This window comes from Bacillus cereus group sp. BfR-BA-01360 (genome assembly GCF_022663595.1).
Classification (GTDB): domain Bacteria; phylum Bacillota; class Bacilli; order Bacillales; family Bacillaceae_G; genus Bacillus_A; species Bacillus_A cytotoxicus.
In genome coordinates this window covers 24,519-36,706 of record NZ_JAKUFV010000020.1, presented here as the reverse complement: position 1 = coordinate 36,706, position 12,188 = coordinate 24,519, and the positions used below count along the sequence as shown (strand labels likewise).

The window sequence follows — 12,188 nt, the reverse complement described above, 5'->3', positions numbered from 1 at the left end:
AGGGATAACAATTAAAAGTGAAAATAAGATTTCATCTTAAATCATCATATAACTAGTAGAAAAATTCTAAAATCTATATTAAAGTAAAGGGGCAGTGGATATGCTTATATCGTATAGTTGATTCAGAAGGGAATACAACTAAAATTACTATAGTTGTAAGCTTTATTTTATTAGAAAGAGAAACTGTGTATTAGATATCTCCAGGCTAAATAATTTTGAGAGGAGATAGTATCATTTTAAACTAAAGAATTAAAGGTGTGTGAATTAATGTACAGTGAAATGTTAAAAGGAATACTAGAAGGTTGTATTTTGCACATTCTTGCAAAAGAAGAGACTTATGGATATGAGTTGAAAAGTAAGTTAGATTCATTTGGTTTTTTATTTGTAAGTAAAAATAGTATATATCCATTGTTATTACGCCTTCAAAAGGAAGAATTAATTGTCGGTCAAATGAAAAAATCTTTAGCTAGTGGACCGGATCGTAAATACTATCAATTAACCTCAAAAGGATTAGAGCGTTTAAAAGTTTTTTATAATGATTGGTCATTAGTTTCTGGAGCTGTAAATTGTTTAATTAATGATGTAAGTGCAGTTAAAATAAACCAATAAAACCGTAGTATATAAATACTACGGTTTTATTGGTTTTTTGGACTTTATTTACATTATATATAAAGTTATGTTTTGATAACTTCTAACTGTATTGATTATTACTTTTAAATAATGTTAATTTAAAAGTAATTTTTGGCTGTAATACTTGATAAACAAGATAAATAGTTTGACTTATTTGAAAATACTGTAACATCAATGTTTCCAACTAATATGCAATATTGCATATTAGTTGGAAAACTATTTCTTTTTAGTTTAATTTTATGATATTATCAATCACGAAATACTAATATACTAATTTATTTGAAAGGAAGTTATTTTATGAAAATTAAAAAAGTATTAGCAGGTACATTAGGTTTAGGAGTGGTAGGTTCTGTACTAGCACTTGATCAATTCTCTGGTGGTGGTCTTGCCAATTTAACACTTCAGTATGATATTAGCGCAGCAAATGCAGGTCGAATTGTTAGTGCTATTGAGTGGGCTTCTGATATGAGTGCGGTTATTAGCTTAGCGGGAGCAATTTTAGGAGCTGGAATCGGTGCTGCAGCTATCTCAGCGGCAATTGCTATTGCGAAGAGAAAACTTCTTAAAGAAGGTAAAAAAGCAGCAGTATTATACTAAAATTTGTGTATTAACAAAAGAGAGTTATCAAGAATATACTTGGTAACTCTTTTAATTATATTGTATTGGAGATTTATGAATGGAAAATATACAAACAGCAAGTAGCTCAGACGTAAGTGGTATAAAGTGGAGCGATTTTTTTATTAACCCTAAAAGATTTTTTGAAAATGTAAAAGTAAAGCCAAATGTATGGAAGCCTTTTATTCTTGCGACTATTCCGATCATATTAATGTATATGATTATAGTACCTAATATGATGGATATCTTTACAAGTCATTTTTCAGAATTAAATATTGGAGTATCGAGTCGAATTAAATCTCTGATGTATATATTGATATGCTCATTTTCAATATTTCAGACTGTCATGACTTTATTCCTAGGGGCAATAATCTTGCATCTAATGTGTATCCCAATGTTAGGAAAAGGGAGTATAAGACAAACAACTTCACTGTTTATGTTTGTTAGTATTCCAAGTGCAATTAAAGCCATAGGAATTATAATGATTAGTTTAGTTATGGGGTCTGATTTTTCTGAATTTGTTAAAGGGTTTTTGGTTGAAAAGAATTTTTATTTAAGCCTCTTTGATCCCTTCTCGATATGGACGACCTTACTAATTATTATTGCATTAAATGTTATCCATGAAATTTCTTGGATAAAGGCTTCGATAATTTCTATCCTTCTTTTTGTAATTAAAATATTAGTATCTTAAGTATCTTATGTAATTAAGATACTAATATTTAATTGCTTTTATTATAAATATTTGGTATAGAGGTGAATACTTCATTGAGGAACATTCTTAATTACATAAGAATATTTTGGGTAATCTATCTTGTCGACTTAACAAGACTAGTCAATCGCTTTATTTCTGTAGTACCTAGTAATTTAATAAAGGGAAAATCAAAAAAATATATATTAATTGCAATTACTGTTTTTGTAACCTTAATGTTCATTTCAGTAATTGCTTTTATTTGCCTGCTGTTTGAATTACTCTCTAAGGATGTACTAAATGAGAGCATAGTTCTACCTGTTATAAGTAGCATTGTTTTATTTCATTTTATTTCTGGATGTATTGGTACTATACAATCTTATGAACGTGCAATACAACCAGAAGATTTCGAAATTATAGTTCGTAGCCCTACACCTAAATTTCTTTTTATTATTAATCGTTTTGTTTCAACCAAAATATTTAATATGGTGTTTTTGATTATTTTTATAGTTGAGCCTGTATGTATAGCATCTACTTGGATATTTGGAGAAAATGTACTTTTATTATTATTTGGACCTATAGTTACATGTCTATATTATATTTTTTACCTGGGGTTCACCGGTATAATAGGGTTTTATGGTTACAAAGTTATTCGTCAGTGGAACTTAACAGCTATTCGAATAGTTAGCAATGTCATTTTTATTATTGTAATGGGATGTATTCTAGCTCTTTCTGTTTTCTGGTTATTTTTTAATAAGGAACTTACCATAGAGGTTTTATTTGATTTTGTAACAGGAGTATCAAAGAATATAATGATTCCAACTAACTGGTATGTTTATTGCCTGGAATCATTAATTGAAGGTAATCAAATTACATTTTTAACTTGGTTCGCCGTATTGATAATTTGCTCTATTTTAGTTTTTAGCTATTTTTTAAGGTTAACAAAATATGCAGATATAAAACCAATGTTTAGTCTTGTAATGAATGGAACAGTGAAGAGTAATTTTTGGATTTATAAATTATGTGAAAATCTAGTTGCTAAAAGCGCATCTAATTATAATTTTATCTTAAACAAAGATATAAAAAGCCTGATGAGAGTAAGCGAAATGGTACGTTATCGTTTATTGAAAATGTTTTATGTGATTGCTTTTATAATCGGTGGTGTAATGGGGTTAGGGATTATTTGGCAAAAATTTAATGTCGGGTACTGGGGAGTAATATTTATTAGTATCCTGCTATCTAAACTATTCTGTTCATTTTTAGGAGAAGGTTTATTACCAATAACATCTATCGATTCAGAGAAAAACAACATTAATCTATTTTTACATAGAGGAGTACAGCCACAAAAGCTATTTTGGTCAAAATTAATATTACATGTGTGCTGTCTATTGGTATTTAATCTTGGATTTATCATAATTGCATTACCATTTTTCACTTTTTCTATAGGCATGATTATTACATGCTTATGTTTAATTTTTATATTTTCTATAACATATGGATGTATTCAAGTAGGAGTAACAGCTATTTATCCTAAATTTGATTGGGAACACTATTTTGAAATTGGAAGATCAAGGCGGGCAGTGTGGCTTGGTAATATATTGTCTACTATTTATTTGATGTTGATATTACAAGGAGCTGGAGGACTCTTAGCTTTGTATCATTTTAATTGTATTTCACTTTTAATAATGCAGTGCTTATTAATAATTTGGTACTTAGTTATAGGCGGAATTATGGTATCAATTAGTCTTGCGTTGATTAATAAGAAAGGAACTAAACATTGGGAGGGAATTCGTTGAGCTTATTAATTTTGAGAGAAGTTGAAAAATCTTTGGGCGAAAGAAAAATACTAAAAAAAGTTTCTTTAGAAATTAATGAAGGAGAAATTTATGGTATTTTAGGACCAAATGGAGCGGGGAAATCAACTTTACTTCGTGTTATTGCAGGGTTAACAAGTATAGATGAAGGAAAAATCGAAGTGGCTGGATATTCATTAAGCAAATATCCAAGTGAATATAAAAAAATGTTAGGATATGTACCAGATATTCCATTTTTATATGGTTATTTATCAGGAAGGGAATACTTGAACTTCTTGGGTGATTTATGGGAAATTGAACGGGAGAGAAAAGGGAAATTAGTAGAAGAAAATCTCAAATTAGTGGGACTACTAGAGAATGCAGATGCAATGGTTACAACTTATTCCCATGGTATGAAGCAAAAACTAGCAATAGCGGGTGCTTTAATAACAAAACCACGTGTATTAATTTTAGATGAACCTATGACAGGATTTGATCCACCAAGTGCAAAATTTATGAAGGATTTTTTGAAAAATTATGCTAAAGAAGGAAATGCAGTAATAATTACAACACATATATTAGAATTGGCACAACATTTTTGCAATCGAGTTGGTGTATTAAGCGATGGAAATCTTAATGTTGAATATAATGATTTAGAGAATTTAAAGAAAGATTTCGAAAGTTTAGTTGTCTCATCTATGGAGGGAATAAAATGAAGACTATTTTATATAGGAATAGGGTCGTTTTTATTATCTCAATATTAATTTATTTTGTTAGTTTTACCATAGGTATATTTTATCCGGATTTTATTTCTATTTTTAGTAGCAATAAGCATGTCGAATTAGAATATAAAAATCTTGTAATAAATAATTTGAATTCTATCTTCGCAATAATTTTGGGTTTTTTCTCATTCGGTTTCATAAGTATTTTCTGGCTTATTGCCAATGGAATGATAGTAGGCATGGTAGTTTCCTCTGCTTTAATGAATAATATCCCTTGGCATGAAGTATGTCTTACTATTTTGCCCCATGGAATTTTAGAGATACCTGCACTGATTATTGCAGGTGCTGTGGGATTTAAAAGTTCAGATTGGTTAATTACAAAAATGTTAGGAACACCTAGGAGAAATGTTATCAAAGATTCTTTGATATTAATCATGGTTTCAGTGCTATTTATACTTATTGCTGGATTTATTGAAGCTAATATTACACCAATTGTAACTAAAACCTAGAGAAAGGTGATTGAAAAATGTTTCAAAAAATAAAAGATAGTAGGATACGTCGCCTCCTTGTTGCAACACTTTGTTCATTTGGGGCTACAGTGTTTGTATTATTTAGTAAATTAAAAGGGTTACTATTGTTAATTAAATGGGGGAAAATAGGGGGTACCATAATTAGTATGTTTGCATCTATGTGGGCGTACACATTATTGTATCCTTGGCAATTTGCAATTGGTTTGGTCTTATTAATTTTTATTCACGAGTTGGGACATGTTGGATTTGCTAAATATAAGGGAATACCAATTACAGCACCTACTTTTATTCCTTTTTTAGGAGCTTTTGTGATAACAAAAAGAAAGGAATTATCTTTAGAAGAAAAAGCATTTATTAGCTATGGTGGACCATTAATTGGATTTATAGGCGGATTAATATTTTGGGGTATTGCAACTTATCTAGGACAGGAATGGATGCTAGCGGTCTTAAATCTATTTTTATTAATAAATTTAGTTAATTTCTTTCCATTTAAGCCTTTGGATGGATATTGGGTTTTAAAGATAGTTGGCTATAAGAATAGCATAATCCAGAAAACATTATTTGGTTTGTTTATCTTATTAGGTTTTGGTTTAAGTATTTATTTTAAAAGCTGGACTGTATTCATTATATATGTACTTCTTTTAATAGAAACTTGGGCAAACAAAGAAGGGGACAAAAATAAGGTATCTTCACAAAATAAATTGATAGTATCAAAATCAATATTTTTAGATAAAAATGTGATGATTCCAGGAAAAAAAAGAAAGATTTCTTTAACTTATAAATCAGAAAATGATACAGATACAATTGATATTTATTATCCAGGCGTAGGATTAATTGGAACAATTCAGGAGAAAAATAAAGAAATCAATATGTTTAAATTAACATCAACTGTACCGCATGGAGAACAGTTGTTATTAACGATAGAAGGAGAAGTTAGTAAAATTGATTTAAATAATGTTATTCCAATTAAGACTCAATGGGGATATGCTGTTTCTTATATCAGTTTAATATTGATTCAATCTGTTTTCTTATACTATATTCATGGATAGGTAGATTTCTACATAATATTTTAAGGAGATTGATTATGTTATCAAGTAACGTTCAGGGTTCTGCTAAAAAGAAAAGAATGATTATTTTTGGTGTTATTACATTATTTTCTATTGTTATAGCAGTTAATCTTTTTATTATGCAAGGCAAGAAGAAGGGGGCATCAACATCTGCTGATGCTGTAAGCTTTGAGAAAGTAACGGAGCGAAAGCTTAATAATACGAAGTTAATTTCTGGTCAGGTGAAACCTGGGAATATTGAAAGTTTTTATGCGGATCCGACTAAAGGAAAAGTGAAAGACATTGAGGTAAAAGAAGGACAAGAGGTAGAGAAAGGTACGAAGTTATTCTCTTATGATAATGAAGAGATTAATCTTCAAATGAAGCAAGCTGAGCTTGATCAGAAGATGGCAGATATGCGTTATGATCAAGGAAAGAAGAAGATTGATTCGTTGAAGAAAGAAATTAAGAAAGCGAAAGATAGCGGAGCCGGGAAAGAAGTAACAGATCCGATGGAAGAGCAAGTAAGTGAGTTAGAGATAGGGCAAAAAACAATTGACCTTGAGAAAGAAAAAGGAAAGCTACAAAAAGAAGAGTTAAGTAAAAAGCAGAAAGAGCTTACGATTTATAGTAATTTTGCTGGTGTTGTTCAAAAGTTAGATAAAGATGCGGCACAAAGTTCATCTCAAGCGTTAGGTGGTCAAGGGAAAGCATTTTTACAAGTAGCGTCTAAAGATCCATTCCAAATTCAAGGGACGTTAACAGAACTTCAGAAGTCACAAATTCAAAAGGATCAAACGTTTACTGTAACTGCGAAAGCAAATAGTAAGCAGAAGTGGACAGGTAAGATTACAGAGGTAAGTGAATTCCCAACGAGTGCAGAGATGGCTCAAGCTGGTGGTATGGGTGAAACGACTCAAAATATGTCTCAATATACATATAAAGCAAGCCTTGATAGTCAAGATGGCTTATCCCCAGGTTATCACGTTTCTTTACAAGTAAGTTTAGAGAACAAAACGATGATCGCTGTTCCAAGTAAGAGTATTGTAGAAAAGGGCGATGACACATTTGTTTATATTGAAGAGAAAGGAAAACTTCATAAGCAAAATGTGAAAAAAGGCGCTACTGATGGAGACTGGACAGAGGTTGTTGAAGGTCTGGTAGTGGGGCAAAAGGTGGTTAAAGATCCTTCCGACAACGTGTATGACGGAATGGAAGTGAAAGAGAAATGATTACGTTAAATCATATTGCTAAAACGTATTATCAAGGGAAATTGGCAGTGCCGATTTTGCACGGTATTAGTTTAACGATTCAGAGCGGTGAATTTGTTTCGATTATGGGACCATCTGGTTCTGGTAAATCAACGCTTATGAATATTATCGGTTGTTTAGATCGTCCAACAGAAGGCGAATATATACTGAATGATGTGAATATCTTAACAGCAGACGAGTCAAAGCTTGCTTTAATTCGTAATGAATATATTGGCTTTGTATTCCAGCATTTTAATTTACTACCTCGTCTTTCCGCAGTGGAAAACGTTGAGCTTCCGCTCGTATATGGTGGCGTGAAGAAAGTGGAGCGTCGCAAGCGTGCTTTGGAGGCGTTAGGTAAAGTTGGATTGGCAGATCGCGTGCATCATTTACCAAATGAGTTATCAGGTGGACAGAAGCAACGTGTAGCGATTGCGAGAGCGATTGCGAATAACCCAACGTTCATTATGGCCGATGAACCGACTGGTGCACTTGATACGAAGTCTGGTGAGCAAGTTATGGATATTTTCACGAAGCTTAATGCAGAAGGCACGACGATTGTTATGGTTACGCATGAAGAGGAAGTAGCAGCGTATTCTACCCGCCGCATTGTACTGCGAGATGGGAAAGTTACAGAAGATAGAAGGTGTGCGGTATGAGTTTACTAGATAGTATAAAAATTGCCTTGTCTTCTATTTTAGCTCATAAACTACGTTCTGCTCTTACGATGCTCGGAATTATTATCGGTGTAGGCTCAATTATTACTGTTGTAGCGATTGGACAAGGTGGGGAAGTAGCCTTAAAATCACAATTTGTTGGCTCAGGGAATCAAACCGTTCCTATTCGTTATAGTCCTGATATAAATGATCCTTTTAGTATGGATATGCCTGAAATGCCAAAAATAACAGAAGAAGATATTTTTGAAATCAAGAAGATCCCAGAGATTGCACATATCGTAACAACAAATTCCAGTATGGAATCTCTGGATATTGAAGATAAAAAAGAAATGGTGAATATTACAGGATTAGACAATGAGTACTTCACGGTGAATAAAGTGAAAGTAATCAAAGGACGTTCGCTGCAAGAATTAGATGTGGATCAAGGTAATAACGTTGTCATGATTAGTAAACAAATGGAAGAAAAGGTATTTAAAGATGAAAATCCAGTCGGTAAAATCATTGAAATGAAAGGTCAACCGATGCAAATTATTGGTGTCTATAAATCAGATAATGAATTTATGGGAATGGGATCATCGGAAGCACTCATTCCAATTTCATTATGGCCAACACTGTACGGAAAAGATGAAATTCAAAATATTTCTGTTCAAGCAAAAAATGTAGATGATTTAGAGAGTGCAGGTAAAAAAGCCGCGGATGTTTTAAATAGTCGTAAACCGAGTGATGCAACAGGTAAATACGAAGTAATGAATTTAAAAGAAATTCAAGAAGGTATTTCAAAGATGACGGGAATTATGACAATGATTATTGGTGGCATTGCTGGTATTTCATTAGTCGTTGGGGGTATTGGCGTTATGAACATCATGCTCGTATCTGTAACAGAGCGCACGCGTGAAATTGGTGTACGTAAAGCACTTGGAGCAACACGTAGTAAAATATTATTGCAATTCTTAATTGAAGCAGTTATGTTAACGCTTCTTGGTGGTTTAATTGGTATTGGTCTTGGATATGGCGGGGCATATATTGTTTCCACATTTGCCAAATGGCCACCGCTTGTTTCATGGGAAGTTGTTGTTGGAGGTGTATTATTCTCTATGACACTCGGTATTATTTTTGGATTAATTCCAGCGAATAAAGCTGCAAAATTAGATCCAATCGAAGCACTTCGCTACGAATAGTTTACTAGAGTAGTAGAAATAAGTACCTTTATTATTCATACATATTGTTTGAATTATCCTTGTAAGAGGATTATATAAATAGAAGGAGGCACTATAATGGAAGCAAATATTAATACACAAGATGTAGGTGCGAAAAGGCCATCATTATTTGGAATGATTACATCTCCTAGCTTACAATTTGAAAGAATGAAAACAAATAAGAAAGTTTGGGGTATGTTCCTCTTAGTAGCAATGTTACAAGGGCTCCTAGGTGGTTTAAGTGCGTATGTTATACATTCTTCACCTGAGATGTTAAAAATGAAAGAAGAACTAGGGGAACTGGCTGGACAAAGTTCACTTACATCAGAAGTTATTTCTGGAATTGGATCAAGCTTTGCTAGTGCGATGATTGGAACACTCTTCATAGCAGCTATTTATAAAATTTTCATGATATTCCTTGGTAATGATACGACTTATAAAACTTTATTAAATATTGTAGTCTATACAAATATTATCCTTATTATTGGTGGACTTATTAATACAATTTTAAGTTTAGTCTTTGGTAGTGGAATGACCCAATATACGAGTTTAGGGTTATTATTTACGGAAGGTACATTTGCATATGGAATTGGTAATACAATTGAAATATTCTCTGTATGGAATTTAGTCTTAATTTGGCTCGGATTATACATTACAGCTGGATTAAGCAAAGTGAAAGCATCAATTCCAATTATTATTCTATTCATTATTAAATCGGTATTCTTAGCGGCAATCATTGTATTAATAGCGAAGTTTCTACCAGGTATGCCAATGTAAATAAATTATGTTTACTATAAAATGTAGTAAAAGATTTGTAACATTATTAACCGGTCCCCTAACTTACAAGGTACCGGTTAACTTTTGTTCGAATTGCGTTTAAACGTACAATTTTCTTTTTGATATGATGTCCCTGGTTTAGAAACCATACTTGGTTATACAGGGGTATTATCCGTATATTGTAAATTTTTATTTGGTGAGTAACAATTTATTTTGAATGTATGACTATGTTGTAACTTAATTTAGTTTTCTTTATATTTACCTGTTTTATGTAATGTATAACTATGTTGTAAGTATTGTCAGGTATGATAAGACATAACACATTTTATAATGTATGACTATGTTGTAATGAAACAGTTGTAGATTTGAAATAAAGTCGTACCGTTTTGAAGTTATATAGAGGTAGGTTTAGAAAGATACAAAGATATTATAAATAAAATAATTCAAGATTAGGCTATAGTTTATTTTCACAATAAATAATAAGGATAAAAATGCTTCCGTACATGGAAGCATTTTTGTATTTTGTAATATTTTATTATCTATACTCAGTATGTTCAGAGACTTACGATCCCAAAAATAATCTTAAAATCACTACGGCTTTTCTTTGTTTTTTTTATGCCTTCTTTAGAATCAATGATAAGTACTGTTTTTCTTATCCAGATTCTAATATATACTGATTGAAATTTTATTGGATAGGAGATCCCTTTTTCTTCGATTTCGCTACCATCACTAAGTTCTGTTTCTGTTCGCAAAAACCATTTATTACCTATTCCGATCTCTATAAATTTCAACTTTAAACTGTGCCTCCTGTCTATTAAATAATGAATTGATACTAGTCCCCATTAGAGTTTAACTATATTTTATTACTTTTAAGCTGTAGCTACTACACTTATTAGATATAAATTTTAAGAACAGTAGAATAAATTATTTAATTAAAGTTAATTCCAGACTTATACTTCCCTCAAAATATTTTATTATAGTAATGATTCTCCATATCAAATAGATTTACATTAAATTAAAGATAGTTACACTCCTTAACATTGTTGTAATATAAAAAAGAATTAATTTACATTAAATTTAAAATATTTACATTTTCTGAACATTATGTTAATGGAAAAGTGTTGTTTTTCAATTAAATGGGTTTTAAGGTAATTTATTTAATGTGGTTAAGGAGGAAACAATGTCAATAGTTATATTAAACAGGGTATCGAAAAGTAACAAAAATTATGCGGAATGGTTAAAAGAATCAAAAGAAAAAATCTATCTTTTAAATCATCAAGAAACAGTTGCCACTTTTGCAGATACTAACTTGCTAAGAAAAGGATTTAATAATTTTTTCAACTAATGGATTAGTTGATTATGAGGTAGTAGAAATACATAAAAATGACCCAATCAAGGCTCTTATTGCTTTAGAAGAGGGCGAAATAATTAGGGCAGGGTATTTAAGAGACTACCTAAATATTGAAGGTCAAAAATTAAACAGTGCACTGCATTTTAGAGATAAATATTTAATGAAGATTTGATAGCCTATATAAGGCAAGCGAAAGGGAATGAAACTTCTTTCGCTTGCCTTTCTGGTAAACTATCTACTACTAGGCTGAGCAGTTGTATAATTATTGGGTGATTTAGAAATGACATTAAATTGTGATTTAGATAATTTTAATCAAACTGTGGTGCGTATACCTCCGTTTATAGTGAACTTTGGGCATTTAAATTACCAGAAATATATTATTTGAAGGATGATAAAATCCATAATATATTTTCTTATAATCAATTCCGCCAATTATTTAAATTAGCTTATGGATACGATATCTAGAGAAAGAGGGTTCTGTATGTTTGCAGTTAATGTAGAAGGACTAATTATTAAAGACAGTAAATTATTGATAGGTAGAAGAAGTTTAAATGAAGAGCATGCTGGAGGTAAACTTTCTTTAATTGGTGGTACAGTAGAAAAAGAAGGAAACTCCAATGATATTTTAGAAAATAATTTAAAGCGAGAAATAATGGAAGAGACGGGGTTGGAAGTTAGTAATTTTAAATATGTTAATAATACTTCTTTTGTCACACAATCTGGAATAAATGTAATCAATATTGTTTTCTCCTGTGAGTGGGTATCAGGGGATGCTGTTGTTAAAGATAGAGATGAGATTTCCGAGTTAATTTGGATGACTTTTGATGAAGTTATAAACAATAAGAACAGTCCATTTTATTTAGTTAATAGTGTTAAAATAGCAAAACAGGATAAAATACTAAAATGAACAAAA

General features: G+C 31.3%; 14 protein-coding genes and 1 pseudogene. 14 read left to right on the top strand and 1 reads right to left on the bottom strand.

The genetic code is table 11. The features are described 5' to 3' along the window. Positions 1–8: 8 nt before the first annotated feature. From MR056_RS22900 to yknW, 12 genes and pseudogenes are all read left to right on the top strand, one after another. Positions 9–137, top strand: a pseudogene (locus MR056_RS22900) (IS6 family transposase); the annotation flags it as partial. Positions 138–267: 130 nt separating this feature from the next. Beyond that, a complete protein-coding gene (locus MR056_RS16550; protein WP_086692626.1) occupies positions 268–609 on the top strand; it encodes a PadR family transcriptional regulator in 342 nt (113 codons plus the stop codon). A 318-nt stretch (positions 610–927) separates the two neighbouring features. Continuing rightward, a complete protein-coding gene (locus MR056_RS16545) occupies positions 928–1,227 on the top strand; it encodes a circular bacteriocin, circularin A/uberolysin family (RefSeq protein WP_086692624.1) in 300 nt (99 codons plus the stop codon). 79 nt (positions 1,228–1,306) lie between these two features. Beyond that, positions 1,307–1,936 (top strand): YIP1 family protein, encoded by a 630-nt coding sequence (locus tag MR056_RS16540; RefSeq protein ID WP_086692622.1) that lies wholly within the window; start codon positions 1,307–1,309, stop codon positions 1,934–1,936. A 74-nt stretch (positions 1,937–2,010) separates the two neighbouring features. Next, on the top strand, positions 2,011–3,729 hold the full coding sequence (locus MR056_RS16535) for a hypothetical protein (protein ID WP_086692620.1): 1,719 nt from the start codon (positions 2,011–2,013) through the stop codon (positions 3,727–3,729). After that, a complete protein-coding gene (locus tag MR056_RS16530; RefSeq protein WP_086692618.1) occupies positions 3,726–4,442 on the top strand; it encodes an ABC transporter ATP-binding protein in 717 nt (238 codons plus the stop codon). The genes MR056_RS16535 and MR056_RS16530 overlap by 4 nt, the downstream gene beginning before the upstream one ends. Further along, positions 4,439–4,957: a stage II sporulation protein M gene (locus MR056_RS16525; RefSeq protein ID WP_086692616.1), complete on the top strand. Its 519-nt coding sequence runs from the start codon at positions 4,439–4,441 to the stop codon at positions 4,955–4,957. Before MR056_RS16530 ends, MR056_RS16525 begins: the two co-directional genes overlap by 4 nt. A 17-nt stretch (positions 4,958–4,974) precedes the next feature. Further along, positions 4,975–6,027 carry a site-2 protease family protein gene (locus MR056_RS16520; protein WP_086692614.1) on the top strand — a complete coding sequence of 351 codons (1,053 nt, stop codon included), beginning with the start codon at positions 4,975–4,977 and terminating at the stop codon, positions 6,025–6,027. Between the two features lie 35 nt (positions 6,028–6,062). After that, positions 6,063–7,256 carry an efflux RND transporter periplasmic adaptor subunit gene (locus MR056_RS16515; protein ID WP_086692612.1) on the top strand — a complete coding sequence of 398 codons (1,194 nt, stop codon included), beginning with the start codon at positions 6,063–6,065 and terminating at the stop codon, positions 7,254–7,256. Next, a complete protein-coding gene (locus MR056_RS16510) occupies positions 7,253–7,933 on the top strand; it encodes an ABC transporter ATP-binding protein (RefSeq protein WP_086692610.1) in 681 nt (226 codons plus the stop codon). The genes MR056_RS16515 and MR056_RS16510 overlap by 4 nt, the downstream gene beginning before the upstream one ends. Then, on the top strand, positions 7,930–9,129 hold the full coding sequence (locus MR056_RS16505; protein ID WP_086692608.1) for an ABC transporter permease: 1,200 nt from the start codon (positions 7,930–7,932) through the stop codon (positions 9,127–9,129). Before MR056_RS16510 ends, MR056_RS16505 begins: the two co-directional genes overlap by 4 nt. 96 nt (positions 9,130–9,225) lie before the next feature. Further along, positions 9,226–9,924, top strand: a complete 699-nt coding sequence (yknW, locus tag MR056_RS16500) for a YknW family membrane protein (protein ID WP_086692606.1) — start codon at positions 9,226–9,228, stop codon at positions 9,922–9,924. 554 nt (positions 9,925–10,478) lie between these two features. Here yknW and MR056_RS16495 read toward each other — a convergent pair. Continuing rightward, positions 10,479–10,715, bottom strand: a complete 237-nt coding sequence (locus MR056_RS16495; RefSeq protein ID WP_048721377.1) for a DUF3977 family protein — start codon at positions 10,713–10,715, stop codon at positions 10,479–10,481. 389 nt (positions 10,716–11,104) lie between these two features. Here MR056_RS16495 and MR056_RS16490 point away from each other — a divergent pair, with 389 nt between their 5' ends. Together MR056_RS16490 and MR056_RS16485 are read left to right on the top strand one after the other, a co-directional pair. Next, positions 11,105–11,269, top strand: a complete 165-nt coding sequence (locus MR056_RS16490; protein WP_157671195.1) for a hypothetical protein — start codon at positions 11,105–11,107, stop codon at positions 11,267–11,269. 487 nt (positions 11,270–11,756) lie between these two features. Next, the gene (locus MR056_RS16485) at positions 11,757–12,182 is read left to right on the top strand and encodes an NUDIX hydrolase (protein WP_011983294.1); all 426 of its coding nucleotides are present in this window, start codon (positions 11,757–11,759) and stop codon (positions 12,180–12,182) included. Positions 12,183–12,188 lie beyond the last annotated feature (6 nt).

Bases quoted from the DNA above. Each gene is read 5' to 3' on its own strand.
- MR056_RS16540 (WP_086692622.1), top strand. From the start codon at position 1,307: ATGGAAAATATACAAACAGCAAGTAGCTCAGACGTAAGTGGTATAAAG.
- MR056_RS16525 (WP_086692616.1), top strand. From the start codon at position 4,439: ATGAAGACTATTTTATATAGGAATAGGGTCGTTTTTATTATCTCAATA.
- MR056_RS16510 (WP_086692610.1), top strand. From the start codon at position 7,253: ATGATTACGTTAAATCATATTGCTAAAACGTATTATCAAGGGAAATTG.
- MR056_RS16505 (WP_086692608.1), top strand. From the start codon at position 7,930: ATGAGTTTACTAGATAGTATAAAAATTGCCTTGTCTTCTATTTTAGCT.
- MR056_RS16515 (WP_086692612.1), top strand. From the start codon at position 6,063: ATGTTATCAAGTAACGTTCAGGGTTCTGCTAAAAAGAAAAGAATGATT.
- MR056_RS16550 (WP_086692626.1), top strand. From the start codon at position 268: ATGTACAGTGAAATGTTAAAAGGAATACTAGAAGGTTGTATTTTGCAC.
- MR056_RS16545 (WP_086692624.1), top strand. From the start codon at position 928: ATGAAAATTAAAAAAGTATTAGCAGGTACATTAGGTTTAGGAGTGGTA.
- MR056_RS16520 (WP_086692614.1), top strand. From the start codon at position 4,975: ATGTTTCAAAAAATAAAAGATAGTAGGATACGTCGCCTCCTTGTTGCA.
- yknW (WP_086692606.1), top strand. From the start codon at position 9,226: ATGGAAGCAAATATTAATACACAAGATGTAGGTGCGAAAAGGCCATCA.
- MR056_RS16485 (WP_011983294.1), top strand. From the start codon at position 11,757: ATGTTTGCAGTTAATGTAGAAGGACTAATTATTAAAGACAGTAAATTA.
- MR056_RS16490 (WP_157671195.1), top strand. From the start codon at position 11,105: ATGTCAATAGTTATATTAAACAGGGTATCGAAAAGTAACAAAAATTAT.